The 18,456-nt window shown below is 73.2% G+C and carries 21 protein-coding genes; 12 read left to right on the forward strand and 9 right to left on the reverse strand.

Annotated elements, in window-relative coordinates:
* Window positions 1–75 precede the first annotated feature (75 nt).
* The gene (locus AH6_RS12840) at window positions 76–864 is read left to right on the forward strand and encodes a helix-turn-helix domain-containing protein (protein WP_067478889.1); all 789 of its coding nucleotides are present in this window, start codon (window positions 76–78) and stop codon (window positions 862–864) included.
* Here AH6_RS12840 and AH6_RS12845 read toward each other — a convergent pair.
* Window positions 851–2,632 carry a carbamoyltransferase family protein gene (locus tag AH6_RS12845; protein ID WP_218005795.1) on the reverse strand — a complete coding sequence of 594 codons (1,782 nt, stop codon included), beginning with the start codon at window positions 2,630–2,632 and terminating at the stop codon, window positions 851–853. The two genes, AH6_RS12840 and AH6_RS12845, sit on opposite strands and share 14 nt — an antisense overlap.
* Window positions 2,633–2,881: 249 nt before the next feature.
* Between AH6_RS12845 and rpsN the strand changes: the two genes are divergently transcribed.
* The 8 genes from rpsN (at window position 2,882) to AH6_RS12875 (ending at window position 6,531) form a co-directional block, all read left to right on the forward strand.
* Window positions 2,882–3,187: a 30S ribosomal protein S14 gene (gene rpsN, locus AH6_RS12850; RefSeq protein WP_067478892.1), complete on the forward strand. Its 306-nt coding sequence runs from the start codon at window positions 2,882–2,884 to the stop codon at window positions 3,185–3,187.
* A gap of 9 nt (window positions 3,188–3,196) precedes the next feature.
* Entirely contained in the window at window positions 3,197–3,361 is a 165-nt protein-coding gene (gene rpmF / locus AH6_RS42325) for a 50S ribosomal protein L32 (protein WP_083982709.1), read from the forward strand.
* A gap of 223 nt (window positions 3,362–3,584) precedes the next feature.
* Window positions 3,585–4,079, forward strand: a complete 495-nt coding sequence (locus AH6_RS12855) for a flavoprotein (RefSeq protein WP_281180227.1) — start codon at window positions 3,585–3,587, stop codon at window positions 4,077–4,079.
* 24 nt (window positions 4,080–4,103) lie between these two features.
* Window positions 4,104–5,324: a helix-turn-helix domain-containing protein gene (locus AH6_RS12860; RefSeq protein WP_083982711.1), complete on the forward strand. Its 1,221-nt coding sequence runs from the start codon at window positions 4,104–4,106 to the stop codon at window positions 5,322–5,324.
* Between the two features lie 120 nt (window positions 5,325–5,444).
* The gene (locus AH6_RS12865) at window positions 5,445–5,774 is read left to right on the forward strand and encodes a hypothetical protein (protein WP_157431429.1); all 330 of its coding nucleotides are present in this window, start codon (window positions 5,445–5,447) and stop codon (window positions 5,772–5,774) included.
* On the forward strand, window positions 5,771–6,031 hold the full coding sequence (locus AH6_RS12870; protein WP_157431430.1) for a hypothetical protein: 261 nt from the start codon (window positions 5,771–5,773) through the stop codon (window positions 6,029–6,031). The genes AH6_RS12865 and AH6_RS12870 overlap by 4 nt, the downstream gene beginning before the upstream one ends.
* A gap of 36 nt (window positions 6,032–6,067) precedes the next feature.
* Window positions 6,068–6,193, forward strand: coding sequence for a hypothetical protein (locus AH6_RS46580; protein WP_281180225.1), 126 nt, complete (start codon window positions 6,068–6,070; stop codon window positions 6,191–6,193).
* Window positions 6,190–6,531: a hypothetical protein gene (locus tag AH6_RS12875; protein WP_067478904.1), complete on the forward strand. Its 342-nt coding sequence runs from the start codon at window positions 6,190–6,192 to the stop codon at window positions 6,529–6,531. Before AH6_RS46580 ends, AH6_RS12875 begins: the two co-directional genes overlap by 4 nt.
* Before the next feature lie 319 nt (window positions 6,532–6,850).
* Here the strand turns inward: AH6_RS12875 and AH6_RS12880 are convergent, their stop codons facing one another.
* Entirely contained in the window at window positions 6,851–7,330 is a 480-nt protein-coding gene (locus AH6_RS12880) for a hypothetical protein (RefSeq protein ID WP_067478907.1), read from the reverse strand.
* 198 nt (window positions 7,331–7,528) lie between these two features.
* Here AH6_RS12880 and AH6_RS12885 point away from each other — a divergent pair, with 198 nt between their 5' ends.
* Complete coding sequence (locus tag AH6_RS12885; protein ID WP_067478911.1) at window positions 7,529–8,563, forward strand: permease; 1,035 nt, start codon at window positions 7,529–7,531, stop codon at window positions 8,561–8,563.
* Window positions 8,564–8,718: 155 nt separating this feature from the next.
* Here the strand turns inward: AH6_RS12885 and AH6_RS45850 are convergent, their stop codons facing one another.
* Entirely contained in the window at window positions 8,719–8,904 is a 186-nt protein-coding gene (locus tag AH6_RS45850; RefSeq protein ID WP_067478914.1) for a hypothetical protein, read from the reverse strand.
* On the opposite strand from AH6_RS45850, the gene AH6_RS46585 reads away from it, so the two are divergent.
* Both AH6_RS46585 and AH6_RS12900 read left to right on the forward strand, forming a co-directional pair.
* The gene (locus AH6_RS46585) at window positions 8,818–9,624 is read left to right on the forward strand and encodes a TIGR03943 family putative permease subunit (RefSeq protein WP_169807845.1); all 807 of its coding nucleotides are present in this window, start codon (window positions 8,818–8,820) and stop codon (window positions 9,622–9,624) included. The genes AH6_RS45850 and AH6_RS46585 overlap by 87 nt on opposite strands.
* A gap of 250 nt (window positions 9,625–9,874) precedes the next feature.
* Window positions 9,875–10,276, forward strand: a complete 402-nt coding sequence (locus AH6_RS12900) for a Fur family transcriptional regulator (RefSeq protein WP_245679294.1) — start codon at window positions 9,875–9,877, stop codon at window positions 10,274–10,276.
* Window positions 10,277–10,303: 27 nt separating this feature from the next.
* Here the strand turns inward: AH6_RS12900 and AH6_RS12905 are convergent, their stop codons facing one another.
* The 6 genes from AH6_RS12905 to AH6_RS12930 are packed head-to-tail and all read right to left on the reverse strand — an operon-like array spanning window position 10,304 to window position 18,428.
* Window positions 10,304–11,998, reverse strand: coding sequence for an ABC transporter ATP-binding protein (locus AH6_RS12905; protein ID WP_067478923.1), 1,695 nt, complete (start codon window positions 11,996–11,998; stop codon window positions 10,304–10,306).
* Window positions 11,998–13,701, reverse strand: a complete 1,704-nt coding sequence (locus AH6_RS12910; protein WP_067478926.1) for an ABC transporter ATP-binding protein/permease — start codon at window positions 13,699–13,701, stop codon at window positions 11,998–12,000. The genes AH6_RS12905 and AH6_RS12910 overlap by 1 nt, the downstream gene beginning before the upstream one ends.
* Window positions 13,698–14,960, reverse strand: coding sequence for a nitroreductase family protein (locus tag AH6_RS12915; protein WP_067478929.1), 1,263 nt, complete (start codon window positions 14,958–14,960; stop codon window positions 13,698–13,700). The genes AH6_RS12910 and AH6_RS12915 overlap by 4 nt, the downstream gene beginning before the upstream one ends.
* 11 nt (window positions 14,961–14,971) lie before the next feature.
* The gene (locus AH6_RS12920; RefSeq protein ID WP_067478932.1) at window positions 14,972–16,282 is read right to left on the reverse strand and encodes a YcaO-like family protein; all 1,311 of its coding nucleotides are present in this window, start codon (window positions 16,280–16,282) and stop codon (window positions 14,972–14,974) included.
* Entirely contained in the window at window positions 16,279–17,658 is a 1,380-nt protein-coding gene (locus AH6_RS12925; protein WP_067478935.1) for a CocE/NonD family hydrolase, read from the reverse strand. Before AH6_RS12925 ends, AH6_RS12920 begins: the two co-directional genes overlap by 4 nt.
* Window positions 17,655–18,428 (reverse strand): hypothetical protein, encoded by a 774-nt coding sequence (locus AH6_RS12930; protein WP_067478939.1) that lies wholly within the window; start codon window positions 18,426–18,428, stop codon window positions 17,655–17,657. The genes AH6_RS12925 and AH6_RS12930 overlap by 4 nt, the downstream gene beginning before the upstream one ends.
* Window positions 18,429–18,456 lie beyond the last annotated feature (28 nt).

The raw sequence follows: 18,456 nt of genomic DNA on the forward strand, positions 1-18,456 counted from the left end.
CGTCACGCCTTTCCCGGGCCCTTTCTCAGCCCTTTATCGCGTTCAAAAGTAACTGGACTTTGATCATGTGTCCGGGTGCGCGAGGACGACGGCCGGAAGCTCGACCACCGGACCCTGGAAGAGCTGCGCTTTCGCGCGGTGCGCTGGGTGGTGGAAGAAGGAGCGCGGCCCGGCGATGTGGCGGAGCGGCTGGGACTGCGGCGCTCCACGGTGTACGGCTGGCTGGCCGCCTATCGGGAGGGCGGCGCGGGCGCGCTGCGGGCCCGTCCCGTGCCGGGACGGCCGCCGAAACTGATGTGGGAGCAGATGCACGAGGTGCTGGTCCGGCTGGCCGGGCAGGGGCCGCGCGAGCAGGGCTTAGATGGCGAGTTGTGGACGCGGACCGCGTTATGCGAATTGTTGCTGCGCGACCTCGGCGTCCAGGTCGCCCCGGTGACGCTGACCCGTCTGCTGGACCGGGCGGGACTGACCGCCGCCCGTCCCCTCGGCACCACCGGCCTGCCGCCTGAGCTGGCCCGTTGGCGGACCGAACGCCTGCCCGCGTTACGGGAGAACGCCCAGGCCGCAGGCGGGACGCTCTACTTCATGGCGCACGCCAGGGGGAACGCTCCAGGGCGGGAGCGGCTGACCATGCTGAGCGCCGCGCCGGGCAAGGGCGCGACGCGGTTCCTGCTGCTCGGCGGGGATGTGGCCGCACCAGACGTGGTGGGCTTCTGCGCGCGCCTGCTCCTGGACGCGCGCGGGCCGGCCGTCGTGGTGCTCGACGACCGGCCCCCGCACCGCACCGGCGACCTCGCCGCCCTCGCCGCCGGGACCGGCGGCGCGCTGCGGCTGGCGTTCCTGCCGAGGGTCACACCTTGGTGACCAGGTGGCGGCCGAGCACCAGGTAGTCCATCTCGGTCTTGAGGAAGCACTCGACGGCGTCCACGGGCGCGCTCACGATGGGCTCCCCGGCGATGTTGAACGAGGTGTTGATCAGGCACGGGACGCCGGTCAGCGCGGTGAACTCGCTGAGCAGGGCGGCCATGAGCGGGTTGCCCTCCGGCGTGACCGTCTGGATGCGCGAGGTCCCGTCCACGTGGGCGGCGCCGGGGATGCCCTCGACGTGCTCGGGCCGCACGGGGAAGACGAACGTCATGTACGGGGACGTCCGCTTCTTCCCCATGGCGAAGACCTCGGGGGCGACGTCCTCCAGCACCACGGGCGCGAACGGCCGGAACGGCTCCCGGTGCTTGATGCGCGTGTTGATGATGTCCTTGATGTCGTCGAACCTGGGGTTGGCGAGGATGCTGCGGTTGCCGAGCGCACGGGGACCGTACTCGGTCCGGCCCTGGTACCAGCCGACGACGACCTTCTCCTGGAGCAGCCGCGCGGTCTCGGCGGGCACGTCCTCCAACTCCCGGACGCGGACGCGGTCGGCGTAGCGGGCGAGGACGGCGGTGATCTCCGCTTCGTCGAACTCCGGGCCCAGGTAGGGCGAGACGGGCGCGGCGATCGTGTCGCCCGCCCCGTGCGCGACGTGGAAGGCCGCGCCGATCGCCACGCCCGGGTCGCTGGCCCCGTAGCTGACCTCGACCTCGTCGTAGCCCGAGCCCTCCAGCAGCTTGGTGTTGTTCACGCAGTTGAGGGCCAGGCCGCCCTCGAACACCAGCCGGGGCAGGTCGCTGCGCTCGCGCAGCGCGGCCACCTGGTGGGCGGTGGCGACCTCGACCAGTTCCTGCGCGGCGCGGGCGACGCGGACGCGGAAGTCGAAGTCCTCGCGGCCGTCTGGGGCCGTCCCGAAGATGCGGTCGAACAGCTCGTAGTAGGCGCGGACGGCGCGCGGATGGAACGGGATCTCGTAGGTGCCGCCGGGGCGCAGGGTCAGGACGTGCTCCAGGAAGGGGTTCCCGGGCGGCGTTCCGGCGGGCTCGGCATATCCCGCCAATCCCATGACTTTGTATTCGTCGTTGTTCGGAGTGAATCCCAAATAGCGGGTGATCACGCCGAAGAGCATGGCCAGGGAGTGGCGGGAGTCAATGCTCGCGTCGTCGAACACGCGCACTTTCCCGTCGCGGACTTCGCCCATGATGCACGACAACCATTCGGCGCGGCCGTCGCTGACGAGGAATGCCGCGTCGCGCCCGCCGGAAACGGCGTACCCGCACATCAGGTGGGAGATGTGGTGCGGCACGGTGTGCAGCCGGGCGTCGTCCGGCCGGAACCCGGTGTGCTCCTCGAAGTCGCCCAGCACGGCCGCCCGGCTGAACATGCCGTCGTAGATGGTGGTGAGACGCCGCAGCCGGTTGAACTTCTGCTCGGCGGTGCCCTCGCCGTCGCTGATCTCGGAGATCATCGCGCCCAGCACCTCGTCGGAGAAGCGCCAGGAGAACGCGAACGCGTCCACGTCGTCCAGCGACAGCCCGGCCTCGTCCAGCACCCAGCGGACGGCGTTGCGGGGGAAGGCGGAGGTCTTCTTCTCCCGGTTGAGGCGCTCCTCCTCGACGGCGGCCACCAGCGTGCCGTCCACCACGAGGGCGGCCCCGGAGTCGTGGCCGAAGAGCATGTGCCGGTCGATCCCGGTGGCGCGGTAGAAGCGCGCGAACAGCTCGGCGCCCTTGCTGAAGCCGTTGAAACCGAGAACGATCACCATGCGCTCCTTCGGCGACGAGACCCGTACCGGCCGCCCGGGGCGGGCACCGGGCGGGCACTGCCACTCAAACCGATCAGGGCGGGCCCCGCGTCCACCCGTCGCCGACGCGAAAGAGCCGCCCGGCTGACCCCGTCCACTCCGCGTTGCCTCGCTACCCTGTTAGCATAATGATAATCGTTCCCATTATGATGGACGCTCCCAACAAGGAGTGGACATGGCACGCAACGAGGTCCGGAGGAAGAAGGTCTGATGGCCAAGAAGAGCAAGGTCGCGGCGAACGAGCGGCGCAGGATGATCGTCGCCCGGCACGCCGAGCGGCGCGCGGAACTGAAGGCGATCATCGCCTCACCGCACACCGGCGCGGAGGCTAGGGAGCAGGCCGCTCGCGAACTGCGGCGCCAGCCGCGGGACGCCAGCGCCACGCGCGTCCGCAACCGGGACGCCGTCGACGGCCGCCCGCGCGGGCACCTGCGGCGGTTCGGGCTGTCGCGCGTCCGGTTCCGGGAGATGGCCCACCGCGGCGAGCTGCCCGGCGTCGTCAAGTCGAGCTGGTAGGAGATTCCGGTGGCCGTTCCGAAACGGAAGATGTCGCGCAGCAACACGCGCAAGCGGCGGGCGCAATGGAAGGCGTCGGCACCAGACCTGGTGCCGATCACGGTCGAGGGGCGTGTCCTGCGGGTCCCACGCCGGCTGGCCCGCGCCTACCAACGAAATCTCGTCCAGGACTGAGTCATCCAGAGTTGCCGGTAGGCAGTGCCCTGACCTGGGGCGGGGCCACGTTGGCCCTGCCAGGGGCGCACGTTAACGCACACGGGCCGACGCGCCTGCACGCGGGCGGGTGTAACGCTTACACCGCCTACCGGCCCTTCGTTAAACCGCCTGCCGGTCGGGCTCGATTCAGGTGGTTAGGCTGCGCTATGTGCGTGGTGGTGGGGAACGGATTCTCTATGTAGTGGCGTGCGCGGCTCCGGCTGCGGCCGATGTTGCGCGGCTGGTGGAACTCGCACAGAGTGACGGCTGGCAGGTATGCGTGATCACGACTCCGCTGGGGCGCCGGTTCGTCGATGTCGATGTGCTGGCCGAGCTCACCGGGGAACGGGTGCGTTCGGACTACCGGATGCCGGGTGAGCCCAATGGGTTGCCCAGTGCCGATGCGGTGGTGGTCGCACCTGCGACGTTCAACACCGTCAACAAGTGGGCGACGGGCATCGCCGATAATTTCGCGGTCGCTCTGCTGTGCGAGCTGATGGGGTTCGGGGTGCCGATCCTGGCCGTGCCCCTACTCAAGGACGCGCTGGCCCGGCACAGGGCTTTCGGCGCGAACGTGGAGGCGTTGAGGGAGATGGGGGTGCGGGTGTTGTTCGATCCGGCTGCGCCCGCACATGCCCGGATGCCAGCCTGGGAACGCATTGTGCAAGAGCTGGGCGAACTGGTCGGAGACGAGTAGAGGCTTCGCGACTGGGGTGGTCAGGTGGAGAGCACACGCAAGGAGATCGGGCAGCGGATCGCTCGCGCACGCCGAAGCCGGGGCCTGTCGCAAATCGTCCTCGCCGGACTGGTCGGACGCTCGGAAAGCCGGCTGAGCCAGGTCGAACGCGGCGTCCGCAACATCGACAGCCACTCGGTTCTCACCCACCTCGCCGAGGTACTGGGCTTGCCGGTGGACGACCTGATCGCGAATGAGACGGGAGGCGGGGTGAAGCGCTACCAGGCGGCCGAGCTGATCCGGAACGCCATGACCCGTTACGACACCCTGCCCGCCATCATCGCCCCCGACAGCGCCCAAGCCCGACCGCCGGACCTGAACTGGCTCAGCCACGAACTACGCGCGGTGAATCGGCTCTACCAGGCGACGCATTACGACGCGGCAGGGCAGCGTCTACCCGGCCTGATCACCGCCGTCGAGCAGGCAGCCCACGCCGTGCCCACCCGCCAACGCCGGACCGCGCACACGTTGCGGGCGCTGATCTACCATTCCGTCGCCACCACGCTGAACCGCGTTGCCGAGACCGAACTGGCGTGGACCGCCGCCGATCGATCGGTCTCGGCCGCACGAGACGCGGACAACCCGTTGCTGGCGGCGGTCAGCGCCTACCGTCTCGGCTACGTCTTCATCCGGATGCGTGAGCCCGAGAAGGCCAAGATCCTCGCGCTCCAGGCCGCCGCCGCCCTGGGACCGGTCCTCACCAAGCCGAATCCGCAACGCCTGTCGTTGTGGGGCGGGCTCCACCTGGTCGCCGTCATCGCCGCCGCCCGCCAGTTCGACCGCGCCGAGGTGGATGCCAACCTTGAGCAAGCGCAGCGTGCAGCCGATGCCCTCGGCAGCGACCGTAACCACTTCTGGACCGCGTTCGGCCCGACCAACGTGCGCATCCACGAGTTGTCAGCAGCTGTGACCTTCGGCGATCCCCGACGTGCTGTCGACGTCGGGGAATCGTTGGACGTGACCCGGCTCGCTCCGGGACTGAGAGGCCGCCGCACGCAAGTCCGTCTCGACCTCGCCCGCGCGTACGGGCAGCAGCGGAAGGACGCCGCTGCGGTGAACGTACTGGTGGAGGCCGAGAACATCTCCCCCGAACTGGTGAGATACGACCCTCGGACTCACGACCTGCTCACAGCGCTGATGAAGCGCGAACACCGCGCCGGCACGCCCCAACTCCGTGGGCTCGCTCACCGCGCGGGGGTTATCTGACCCGCACAAAAGTGCGGGATCTTTACCTTTACTGGAGTACGGGTTCCGTCCCCACCACCTTCCTAGCGTGTTCGTAACGCACTGCATGTCGTTACCGGCGAGGAGGGTGCTGTGGGGTCCTTGGACAGGACGCGTGAGGCCGACACCGAGCGGGTGGGCGATCCGCATGGGGCGGCGTTCACGGCGGCGTTGGCGGGGATGGTGCGGGGGCACAAGCTGACGGTGACCATGCTGTCGGAGACGCGGTTCAAGGTATCGGCGGGGCCGGGGTCGCGGGCGCTGGAGATCGAGGCGCGGCCCCGCCAGGACGACGGGGACCGGTGGTGGTTCTGCTGGAGCGGGACGGTGTGGTTGTGCGAGGCCGACAACCCCACTGACGCGCTGGTGCAGATCAAGGGCGCGTTGCGGCAGGTCGGCGCGGACCGGGGCGTGTCGTGGGTGGCGTCGTGACGCCCTCGCCGTCGCAGATGATCGAGTTGGGAATGTGGCCCGAGCCGTGCCCCCGGCCGGTTTCCGCCCCGGAGGCGGTGCCGGACGCCGGGGAGTTCCTGGCGGTGTTGCGGGCTGAGTTTCCCGGTGTGGGGTTTGTGGCCGATGCGGCGGCCGGGGTGTGGTTCGCGGTGGCGGGCAAGGCTTTGTTCGTGCGGGCGGCGACCGGGATCGAGTTGCGGGAGCGGTTGATCGCTGAAGGGCGGCGGCCTCGGTGAGCGGGTGCCGGGCCGGTCGAACAAGAAGGGCTGACGATGGGCAAGCACGGTAAGAAGGTGACGTGTTCGGCGTGCAAGGGGTCGGGCACCCAGGAGGTCAGCGACAACGGCAAGACCCGCAAGGTGACCTGCGTGGTGTGCAACGGAGCGGGGACGGTGTGACAGATCGGCTCGAATGCCCCGACTGTGGCGGCACCGGCGAGAAGCGGCTGGGGCCGCTGCGGTTCGGTTGCCTGTTCTGTCACGGGCTGGGCTGGGTCGGTGAGGACAACGAGCCTGCCGAACGCGGAGCCGATGAGCAGGACGACGGCGGGTTCGAGCCCGTGTGGGAGACCTCGGCGGCGCAGACCTTCCCAGGGTGCAAGGTGTGTCTGGGCGCGGGGGTGGTGGTGCACGTCGGAGACATCGACCGCCCGTCCAAGGTGGTGGAGTCGCCGTGCCCGGCCTGCGGCGGGGCTGCGGGGCCGGGCTCATCACCGGGGGCGCAGGGTGGCCCGTAGGCGGACGGCAGGCGGCTGGGCCGGGCGCGCCTCGGCTCGGCCCTAGGCCCGGTGTGCGGCGGCGGCCTGGCGCGCTTGCAGCGTCGCCATGGTCGCCGCGTCCAACCGGGCGGGGAGTCCATGCCCTGCCCGGAGGTGGGGGGCTGTGTTCCCGGTCCCGGCCGCCGCTTCCCCCGTTGCGGGCGGCCGGGCCGGGGCGCGGCTTGTGTCGGGCGGGCCGGTGCGTCCCTCGCATCGCACCGGCCCGCCCCTATCCCTGGAACAGCAAAAACGCCCTCAGCCGGGCGGCCGGGGATGCTGTGGCGTGTTCGGGCCGGTGTTACTCGACGGCGGGCTTCTCAACCGGGTCGGCGGTGGTGCACTGGGCGCACCAGTCGGCGGAGGTCTTGGCGGCGCGGTAGGCGGCGGCGTAGGTGGCGTGGTGGGTGTGGGTGTCGTGGGTGACGCGGCGGGTGGCGTAGTTCAGCGGCTTACCGCCGGCCTCGCCCGGCGCGATGGCGTCGGCGGGGGCGTCCACCCCGCGCAGGTCCAGCACTTGAACCCGGTTGCCGGTGCCGCGCCGGGTGCGGTCCTTGTGGATGTAGGGCTGCGGGGCCTTGGGCTTGGCGGCCGGGGCTGGGCGGTGGGCACGGCCTGCTCGGGAGCGGGCGACGCCGTGGCGGGGTTGGCGGCGGTTGCCCTTGCCGGTGGCGGTACGGGCGGCCTGCGGGCGCTTGGTGGTCGCGGCCTTGGTGGTCTTGGCGGGGTGTTGGTGGTGGCCATTGCTTTGCCTTTCGTCGGGTGGTTGGTGCGTGACCACCTTCAGGGCGGACGTCGGGCTGCTCCAAGACGACGCCCATCGGGGAGGGGTTCACCGCGGATCGGTGTCCTCGCCGATGGGGTCGGGTTCAGGGGAAACGCCCGCTTGCAAACGGCCAGGCCATAAGCACAGCCCCCGGTTATCCACAGGGGCGCGGAATCGGCGCGGGCGGCGCTCGGCTTTGACACGATTCGTTGTATGGAACGGACGACGACGATGCCGGGGCCGCCCGAGCCGTACGCGGAACTGCCGCCCGCGGACTGGGCGCCGCCCCGGAGAGCGAGTCCCGGGCGTCGGGCGGCGGGCACGTTCGCGCTCCTGGCGCTGGTCCTGGTCGCCGGGCGGTTGTGGGTAGCGCCGCGGCTTCAGGTGGGCGCGCTCGACGCCTGGGCGACGATCTTCATCGCGATCTGCGTGCAGGCGTTGCCGTTCCTGGTGTTCGGGGTGGCGCTGTCGGCGGCGATCACCGCGTTCGTCCCCGCCCGGGTGTGGACGCGGGTGCTTCCCCGTCGGCCTGCGGCGGCCGTGCCGGTGGCGGGCGCGCTCGGTGCCGTCCTGCCGGGGTGCGAGTGCGCGTCGGTCCCGGTGGCGGGCGGGCTGATGGCGCGCGGGGTCGCGCCGGCGGCGGCGCTGACCTTCCTGCTGGCGGCACCGGCGATCAACCCGATCGTCCTGGTGGCGACCGCGATCGCCTTCCCCGGCCAGCCCGCGATGGTCGCCGGACGGTTCGTGGCCTCGCTGCTGGTGGCGGTGCTGGCCGGATGGGCGTGGTTGTGGTTCGGGCGGGGACGCTGGCTCCGGGTCCCGAGACGGCCCGAGGCCGCCGCCGGGCGGCGGTGGGAGGCGTTCGCGGAGGCGATGCGCCATGACCTGATGCACGCCGGGGGCTTCCTGGTGGTCGGCGGGGCCGCCGCCGCGACCATCAACGTCGTCGTCCCTCGCGAGTGGGTGACGGGGATCGCCGGGGTGCCGGTCCTCTCGGTGCTGACGCTGGCGGTGCTGGCGGTGCTGATGAGCATCTGCTCGGAGGCCGACGCGTTCGTCGCGGCGAGCCTCACCGCGTTCTCGCCCACCGCCAAGCTGGCCTTCCTGGTGGTGGGGCCGATGGTCGACCTCAAGCTCATCGCGTTGCAGACCGGGTTCTTCGGGCGCAGCTTCGCGATCCGGTTCATCCCGCTGACCTTCGTGCTCGCCGTGACGGTGAGCATCATCGTGGGGGAGGCCCTGACGTGAACCGGTATGCGCAGAACCTACTGCTGATCACGCTCGGCCTGGCGATGTTGTGGATCACCATGTCGACCGGCGAGTACGTCAACTACGTGAAGCCGGCCCTGCGCTGGCCGCTGGTGGGCGCCGCGTTCATCGTCGTCGCCCTGGGCGTGACCGGGCTACGCCCCGAACGCCGCACCACCGACCGCGCTGACCGCGCTGACCGCGCTGACCGCGCTGACCGCGCTGACCGCGCTGACCGCGCTGATCGCGTCGGTGTGGCGGAGAGCGGGGCCGATGCTCAGCGGGGCGACCACGGCGACGGACAGGGCGACGGGCACGGATATGAACTCGGGCGCGGCCATGAAGCCAGACCCGGACCCGGACCTGAACTAGGGCACGAACCCAGACATGGGCACGGATCTGGACCCGGGCACGAACTTGGGTACGGGCCCGGACCTGGACACGGGCACGACGCCGGACACGAGCACGAGCCCGAACATGGACATGGACATGGACATGAACCCGGACATGGGCACGGGCACGATCACGGACCCGGGCATGGGCCTCGGGTGGCCTGGCTTCTGTGCCTGCCGGTGCTCGCCCTGTTCGTCATCGCGCCGCCCGCGCTCGGCGCGTTCACGGCCGAGCGCAACGCGGCCGGTGCGGCGGCGCCCAGTGCCCGCCGTCCCGCCACACCGTTGCCGGCCACTCAGGACTCGATGGCTCTGGATGCCTCCAAGGGCCCGGTGGTGATGCCGATCGGCGAGTTCATCGGCCGTGCCTACGACGCCCAGACCGGCATGACGAACGCCATTGCCGGAGTACCGGTCGAGCTGACGGGCTTCGTGGTGCGCAACAAGAAGCAGGACGGCTGGTACCTCACCCGGTTGCAGATGAGCTGCTGCGCCGGGGACGCGATCCCGTTCCAGGTGCTGGTGAAAGGGCTGCCCATGCCGCGGGAGGGCAAATGGGTTCAGGTCGTCGGCACCTGGCGGGAACGGCGGGGCGAGCAGTCCTCCGCCCAGGAGTTGCGTGGCCGTAGCGTGCACCCTGTCCGGAAGCCGAAGAACCCCTACGAGTGAGCCTGTAGAACACGGTGCGCCAGAATGGGCGAGGCACCGGCGCGAAGCGTCCGGCGACCCGCCGCGTCACCAGGCGATGCCGTCAGGCGGCAGGCCGGGTGACGGCGGCGAGTGCGGCAAGCTCGGCGCGTGCGGTGAGCCGTCGCCGGGGCGCTCGGTGCCGGGGCCGTCGACGGCCGGGAAGGCTGGCCAAGGCGGTGTTGTTCCAGCCCGGACAGGGGTGGCGGCAGACAGCATGGGAGGAAAGACGTTGGGCGGCACGCAGGTCAGGAACACCAAGCAGCGCCTGGCGGTGCAGCGGCTCCTGGCGGAGACCCCGGAGTTCCAGAGCGCCCAGACGCTGCACCACCGGCTGCGCACGCAGGGATCGTCGGTCGGCTTGAGCACCATGTACCGGACGCTCCAGTCCCTGGCCGCGGCCGGGGAGATCGACATGACGTACCTGCCGGGCGGCGAGGCCGTGTTCCGCAAGTGCCGCCCCGGTCACCACCACCACCTGGTCTGCCGGTCGTGCGGCACGACGGTGGAGGTGGAGGGTCCGGAGCTGGAGGACTGGGTCGCCAGGGTCGGCACCGGGCACGGCTTCACCGAGACCGAGCACACCGTCGAGATCTTCGGCAAATGCGCGGCGTGCACGGCCGCGAGTACGTGATCCGGGCCGGAGCGTGATCCGGGCCGGTCACGGCTCGGCCCCGGTCAGCCGGAGCAGGGATGCCAGGCGGCCGTCCGGGTCGGCGGTGAGTTCGGCGTAGGTGCCCTGCGCGGTGACGCGGCCGTCCTCCAGGAGCACGATGTGGTCGGCGCGCCGGATCGTCGAGTGGCGGTGCGCGATGACCAGGGTGGCGCGGTTCCGCGCGGCGGCGGCGAGGGTCGCGGCGAGGCGGGCCTCGTTCTCGGGGTCGAGGTTGGCGACGGCCTCGTCCAGCACCAGCACGGGCGCGTCCACGGCGAGGGCGCGGGCGATCGCGACCCGGGCGCGCTGGCCGCCCGACAGCCGCACGCCGCGCTCGCCGGTGACCGTGGCGGGGTCCAGGTCGAGGTGCGCCTCGCGCAGCGCCGGGGCCGGATCGGCCCCGGGTGCGCCGAGGCGCACGTTGTCGGCGATCGTCCCGGCGAACAGGTGCACGTCCTGCGGCACGACGGTGACGTGGGCGGGCAGGTCGGCGATGCGGTCCACGGGGACACCGCCGACCAGCACGCGCCCCGCGTCGGGGTCCCAGTGGCGCAGCAGCAGCGAGACGCAGGTCGTCTTGCCCGCACCGGACGGTCCGACGAGCGCGACGGTCGCGCCGTGCGGGACGGTGAACGACACGCCGCGCAGCACCTCGGGGCCGTCCGGGTCGTAGCGGAAGCGGACGTCGTCGAACACGACCGCCGGGGCGGGCGGCACCGGCCTCGGGGCGGCGGGCGGTGCGACGTGGGCGGGCGCGGCGACCAGGTCGTGGACGCGGCCCGCCGCCGCGCGCAGCGTCCCGTACTCCTTGAGCAGCAGCGCCACCTGCGTCGCGGGCCCGAGGGCGCTCGCGGCCAGCACCATCGCGACCGGCCCGTGTGCGAGGTCCAGGCGTCCGGCGCGGACGAGGGAGACGACCAGCAGCAGCGTCCCCGCCGCCGCGACCGCGACGAGCAGATCGGTGAGGGCGGCCTCCAGCCCGCCCCGCGAGGCGTTGGCGGCCTGCGCGCGGGCGAGCCTGCGGGCGCGGTCGGCCAGCAGTTCGCGGCGGCGGTCCAGCGCGCCGAACGCGGCCAGTTCCCGCAGGCCCTGCACCGTGTCGACGACGTCGGAGGTGAGCCCGGCGGTGGCGGCGCGCAGTTCGTCGCCGTGCGCCCGGGACCGTCGGCGCAACCACAGCGGCAACGTCAGGACGCACAACGCGACCGGCAGCGAGACCAGCAGCAGCGCCGGGTCGAGGAATGCCGTCAGGACGGCACCGGCGGTCAGCACGATCGCGGCGGTCAGCGATTGCGCGAGCGTGTGCGCGAAGAGCCATTCGAGGGTCTCGACGTCGGACAACACGGCGGCCGACAGGTCGCCGGAGCGCCGCGCCCGCCGCCGCGCGGGGGTGGTGCGGGCGACGGCGTCGTAGACCTCGCCGCGCAACCGCGCCAGCACGAGATAGGCCAGGTCGTGGGCGATGTACATCTCCCACCAGGTCGCCAGCGTCGCGACGAGGACCAGCGCCGCGAGCATCCCGGCCACGGTCCCGGCGGCCGTCGTGTCGCCCGCGACGGCGCGGCCCACCAGCCACGCCGAGGTGACGGCGACGCCCAGCGTCGCGAGCTGCCCGAGCAGATGGGAGACGAGGGTCGCGGCGAACGCCCGGCGGTGCGCGCCGACCGAGCGGGCCAGCCACCACATCGGGGAGGTAGTCATCAGGGGGTTTCCTGGAGGGTGAGGAGCCGGTGGTAGGAGCCGCGTGCGGCGGTGAGGGAGGCGTGGTCGCCGGTCTCGGCGACCGTGCCCCGGTCGAGCACGACGATGCGGTCGGCGTCGCGGACGGTGGAGAGCCGGTGCGCGATCAGCAGACAGGTCCGGCCCTGCCGGACGCGGTCCAGCGCCTCTTCGCCCCGCACGTCCACGTGTGAGGTGGCCTCGTCGAGCACCAGGACCGGGGCGTCGGCGAGCAGCGCGCGGGCCAGGGCGAGCCGCTGCCGCTGCCCGCCGGACAGGGTGGCGCCGCGCTCGCCGAGGACGGTGGCGTAGCCGTGGGGGAGCGCGGCGATGAGGTCGTGCGCCCCGGCGGCGCGGGCGGCGGCCTCCACTTCGGGGCCGGTGGCGTCCGGGCGGGCGAGCCGCAGGTTGTCGGCGACGGTGCCATGGAACAGGTAGGTGTCCTGGGCGACGACGGCGACGCCCTGGCGCAGCGCCTCCAGGGAGAGGTCGCCCAGCTCGACGCCGCCGAGGGTGATCCGTCCGGTGCCGGGATCGTGGTGGCGTTGCAGGAGGGCGGCCAGGGTGCTCTTGCCCGCGCCGGAGGGGCCGATGAGCGCGACCGTCTCCCCGGCACCGACGCGCAGCGACACATCCCGGACGGCGGGGGCGTCCGCACCGGGGTAGGTGAAGGTGACGCGCTCGAACTCGATGGCGGGCGGGCCGGACGGGATCGTGCGGGTGCCCGCGTCGGCCACGGCGGGCCGGGCCGACAGCAGCTCCTCCAGCCCGTCCACGGCGGTGATCCCGAGGTATCCGGCATGCCAGTACTCCGAGAGTTGCCGGACGGGCCGGAAACACTCGACGGCCACCAGCAGCACCACGAACACGCTCCACGCGCCGGGCGTCCCGCCCGAGGCGAAGACGGCGGCGAGCACCGCGCCCGCAGTCCCGGCCTGGATGAGGAAGGCGCTCACGCCGGTCTCCACCAGCGACACCCGGAGCTGCCGCATCGTGGTGAGGTACAGGTGGTGGGCGCGGTCGGCCAGCCGTCCGCCGAGCCGCGTCACGGCACCGAACGCGCGCAACGTCGCCATGCCCTGCATCGCCTCCAGGTAGTCGGAGGCCAGGTCGGCGAACGCCGCCCACCGCGTCCGGCCCCGGCGCAGCAGAGTCGCGTCCCAGAACCGTGGGATCACCAGCACTCCGGCGACCGCGACGGCCAGCACGGCGGCGGCGGGAGCGTTGACGGTGAACAGCCAGCCGACCAACGCCACCGGCACGCAGACCGTGATCACAACCTGCGGCAGGTAGCGGCTGTAGTACGCGTCGAGCCCTTCCACACCGTCCACGAGCGTGGTCTGCACCGAGCCGGTGCGGGCGCCGGTGAGGTAGGCGGGGCCGAGCCTGCCGAGCCGGTCCACGAGCCGGTCGCGGAGCCGGGCGCGGATCAGCGCGCCCGCCCAGACCGTGACGGTCTCGCGCGCCCACAACAACACCGCGCGGACGGCGATGACGGCGAACGCCCACGCCAGCAGGGTGACGGTCCGCCCATGGTCGCCACGGGCGAGCGCGGCGAGCGCACCGGCCAGCAGCAGCGCCTGACCGACGTAGGCCGCCGAGACGGCCAGGCCGAGCCCGACGCACGCGCCGACCGGGGCCCGCACCGCGCCGGACAACGTGAGAAGCCGCCGATGGACGATCATCGTGCGCTCCGATCGTCGGGGGCGGGCGGGACCGGCACGACGCGAGATGGCTCATCCATCGGCGCTCTCTCCCGTGGTGGACGGGTACGGCCGCCGACCGGTACGGCACGCGATGGTTCGTTCATCGGCAGTTCCTTCTGTGCTGGACGGGCCCGGCCGCCCACCGCCAAGGCGTGGACGACCATGGACCGCCGGGACGGACGGCCGAGCGCCGCGCCGAGGTCGGCGTTGGCGGACCAGCTCCCGACCGGACGTGCCGCGAGACCGCGTGCGGTGGCCTCCAGCACCGCTCGGTGGACGGTGCGGCCCGCGTCGGTGTGCTCGCGCCGGTAGTCGTCAAGCGGCGCGGTGAACAGCAGGACGGCGGCGGCCTCGGCGATCGCCGGTCCACCGCCCGACCAGGCCGCCAGGACAGGGCGGGCGTCGCCCCGGGCGATCGGGCCGGACGCGTCGCGCAGGCCGTCGGCGGTGGCGGCGACGAGCGGGGTGCGGTGCAGGAGCGCGTCGAGGTCGGCCGAGCTGAGGTGTCCGGTGAGGGAGTCGGCGCTGCGCCGGGCCAGCAGCACGTCCGCCGGATGGCGGGGCTGGCCCGGGTCGGTCCAGCCCGGTGCGGGAGAGCCGGGGGACAGGTCGGTCAGCGCGTCGGTGACCAGGTCGCCGGTCGGGAGCGGGCGGGGCGCGGGCGGCGGTGAGGGCAGGTCGGGCGGTGTCCCGATGCGCACGGCGGCCAGGCTGTAGGGCGCTCCGGTGAGGGCGGCCAGGCAGCGGGCGTCCGGATCGGTCCAGACCTGGCAGGGGACGTCGAGCGCCGCAGCGGACGCGGCGAGGGCGGCGACGGCGTGGCCGAGGTCCAGCAGCAGGCTCGGCAGGGCGCGCGCCCCGTACTTCCACCGGGTGCGTTCGGGCACCAGCGACAGCACGACGACGAACGCGCCGGTGTCGGTGCCGGACGGCCAGCCGGTGAGCGCGTGCCGTACCGGGTCGTAGCGGTGGACGGTGCCTTCGTGCAGGACGTGGGCGTCCACGGGGTAGAGCGCCCCGGCGGAGGGGACGCGGCGCGGGCGAACCCGGCCGGATTCGGCGGCCAGTGCCAGGTCCAGCAGTGGGCCGAGGACCTGCGACGCGGGGTACCGGGGCAGCGCGGTGCCAGGATCGGCGACGGCGTAACGGGGCTGGCCGCGAGGGTCGGGCCGGTGCCCGTCGTAGGGACCGCGCGCGGCGGCGTCGGCCAGCCGGACGGCGGGGGACAGGGGCGGCATCTGCGTCGTCCTCACAGGTGGGGGATGGGGGCGGAGGTGATCGTGCCGTCCGCGCCGTGGCGTGCGGCGACGTCCTTCCAGCGGACGGAGCCGAGCAGCGGGTAGGCGGCGGGGGAGTTGGGCAGCAGGCCGTCCACGGCGACGCGGGCGACGGCCAGCCCGGTCTCGGCGATGTCGGTGGTGGTGAGATCGACGGTGACGACGCGCCGCCCGGTGGCGGTGACGGCTTGCGCGAGGTCGCCGCCGGACGGGATCTGGGCGACGTCCACTTCGCTGCCGGGGCGGGTGAAGCGGTCGAGCAGCGGGTGCAGGCGCTCGTCCAGCCAGACCTGCGCCTGGGCGGCCAGGTCGCGGACGGCGGAGAAGTCCTCGCCCGCCGCGTCCAGGTAGCGGCGGTCGGCGCGGAAGGGGAGGTAGGAGTGCCGGGCCAGCACGCCGCGCGCCATGGCGTCGAAGGCCGCGCCGTCCTCCGCCAGCAGGCTGAGCGCGGCGATCCACACCTGCACGGCCTCCTGCGCCGCCTTGTGGCACGCCGCCACCGGGTCGCGGCGGCAGGCGAACCCCGCCGCCGCGATCCGGCGTCCGGCGTCGAAGGCGAGCGCCGCGATGACGGGCGTGCCGAAGTCGTTGGGCACCTCGACCAGATGGAGCGCCAGGTCACTGCCGCGCCAGGCGTCGGGCAGACCGGGCACCGAGGCGACGCGGACGCCCCGCGCGGGCAGGGCGAGGCCCCACCACAACGTCACGGCGTCGCGCTCGACGACCTCCGTCAGCGCGCGCGCCGAGGCGTCGGTGAGGCCCTGACCGCAGGCGATCCCGGCGTAGTTGAGGTGGTGGTGGCGGGGTTCGTCGCGACGCGGTCCCTGGTGCCAGTTCAGGTAGGTCCAGGAGCCGGGGACGAGCACCGGCGCGCCGTCGGTGCCGGTGCCCCGCGCCCACAGGATCGGTTCGTCCGCGCTCCACGGCCGGTAGGGGAAGCCGTCGCGGGCGTGCTGCCCGGCGGAGTGGCCCGGCAGGTCGCCGGGCCCGAGGTGGGCGACGCCGCGTGCCGCCAGGTCGGCGGCGGAGGCGCGGGGCAGGTCGTCGGGGATGTTGTTGCCGCAGTACCGCTCGACGGCCTCGCCGATCGCGCCGCGCCGGGCGGCCTCCGCGTCGCCGAAGGAGGTGCCCGCCGCGATGCGGTCGGCGAGCCAGACGCCGACGCGGCGGGTGTCGGCCACCTCGGCGATCATGCAGCGGTACGCGTCCGGCATACCGGGCAGCCGGGGGTAGGGGGTGACCTTGCGGATCACACCGCAGACGGGGTCGACGAGCCGGTTCATGCGGTCTCCAGGGTCAGCCGGACCTCGTCCACCTCGCGGCGCGACGGCCGCAGGGCGGTGGCCGTCAGCGGGTCGGCGGGCGTGTGCGGGTGCCGGACGTGCAGCGGGAAGTGGTGGGCGGCGATCTCCACGCGCAGCCGCGTGCCCGGGGCGAAGCGGTGCGCGAGCGGGGGCAGCGTCAGGTCGGTGCCGTGGCCGAGGGCGTGGCCGAGCTGGAGCGCGGTGCCGCCGGGGCGTTCCTCCGACAGCCGCGCGACCCACTGCCCCGGGGTGTCGCGGGAACCGGCGAACCGGACGCGGGGGCGGCCCACGGCGGTGAACGGGTCGGTGAACGGCTCGCCGACGGCGGTGACGGCGTCGCGGCGGTCCGCGTCACCGGCGACGTCCACCGGCCCCATCCGGGAGGGGAACGGGTCGGCGGGATCGGCGGTGAACGTCCCCGCGCCCTTGAGGTCCAGGTCCACGGTGGTACCGCCGAACACGTTGGCCCAGGTGCGGGTGGACTCCACGGCCAGCCGCGCGCCAGGGGCCTCGGGCTGCCCGGCCAGGAGCGCGGATAGCCACGCGGTGACGAACTCGGCCGCTCGTTCGCGGTGCAGCAGGGGACGGTCGCCGTTCCGGTCCCGGTGTGCCAGGCCGAGATCGTGCTGCCACGGCCCGGCAACCAGCGACGCCGGGCCGTCCCAGCTGCGCCACAGTTCGACGGCGTGGTGTAGGAACGGGTCGTACAGCCCCGCCACGCACAGCAGCGGCGTCCGCGCGCTCAGCGCGGGACGTTCGGGAGCGCGCCAGGCCGGAGCGAACCCCGGCAGCCGCAACCCGAGCCGATCGGGCAGGCCGGTGACGGGCAGGTGCGCCAGCGCGGCGGGATCGGCGGCGAGCCGCTGGTCGAGCAGCCCGGCGCGGTCGGTGCGGCAGTCGGCGTAGGTGCTCCACCACCAGGCGTGGGAGTACAACTTCGCCGCGCCGCCGGGTTCGCGGGTGGTCTCGTGCAGGCCGAGCGCGGGAACGGCGGCGATCACGCCGGTGACTGCGTCGGCCATCCGCACCGCGCAGAAGGCGGCGTAGGAGGAGCCGTAGGCGACGATCCGGCCGTCGCACCAGGGCTGGTCGCGGACCCACGCGACGAGCGCGAGACCGTCCGCCCGCTCGTCCGCGTAGGGCCGCCACCGGCCGGGGGACTCGTGCCGCCCGCGCACGTCCTGCACGACCACGGCGACGCCGCGCCGTGCCCAGCCGTGCGCCTCCGCGAGATGGCCGCGCTTGCCGTAGGGGGTGCGGATCACCAGCACCGGGTGGCGTCCGCGCGGGGACGGCAGGACGACATCGCCGACCAGCCCGCCGGGGACGGTCACGTCGCCGAGCAGTGCCGTCATCGACGCTCCGCGCGGGGGTGGAACGCCGGAAGCGGGAGGATCGGGTGGTCGGTGACGCGCTGGGTCCGCAGGTCGGCCAGCCGCAGCGTCCTGGTGCGGGCCTCGCCGCGCGTCAGCGCGAGCAGGTCGGCGGCCAGCAGCGCCGCGACGAACAGGGCCTCCACCGGGCCCACGGCGGAGGCGCTGTGGGTGATCGGCCCCGTCCAGTAGGCGGCCAGGTGCTCCGGGCTGCCGGACGCGGCCAGCCGCCGGGCCCGCACGTCGGCCGGACCGGGATCACCCTTGGTTTGTGTGACCGGCTCCAGGACGGCGGTCGTGCCCTCGACCGAGCAGCGCTGCCAGGCTGCGGTGCCGGGATCGAACGTCCGCCAGCCGGGAGGCGGCAGCGCGTCGCAGCACCAGCTCACTACGGCGGGACCGTCCGGAAGGTCGTTGGTGGCGGTGACGACGCGGCCGAACCCGGCCGGGACGAGCAGGCTGCGCAGCGCCGTCGCGATGCGGCCCTCACCCAGCACGGCGACGGTCCAGTCCGCTGCGGTACTGGGAGCGGCGAACAGGCCGCGCTCCTCGAACGCGCGGACCACGCGGTCGGGCAGCGCGTCCAGATCGGGGCCGACCTGGGCGTGCAGGTCGAGGAACTCGCCCGCGGCCGTGCGCAGCACCGGAGCGCCGTCGCGTTCGAAGATCGCGGTACCGGCGGCGAGCCGCCGCACGCCCGCCGTGCTCGTGCCTTTGTCCGCGCCCGTGCCTCTGCTCGTGCTGACGCTCATCCCTGCCTGCGCTTCCTCATTCGGTGTC

Origin of the sequence: Actinomadura hibisca NBRC 15177, assembly GCF_001552635.1 — a bacterium.
In the GTDB taxonomy this organism is placed as follows: domain Bacteria; phylum Actinomycetota; class Actinomycetes; order Streptosporangiales; family Streptosporangiaceae; genus Spirillospora; species Spirillospora hibisca.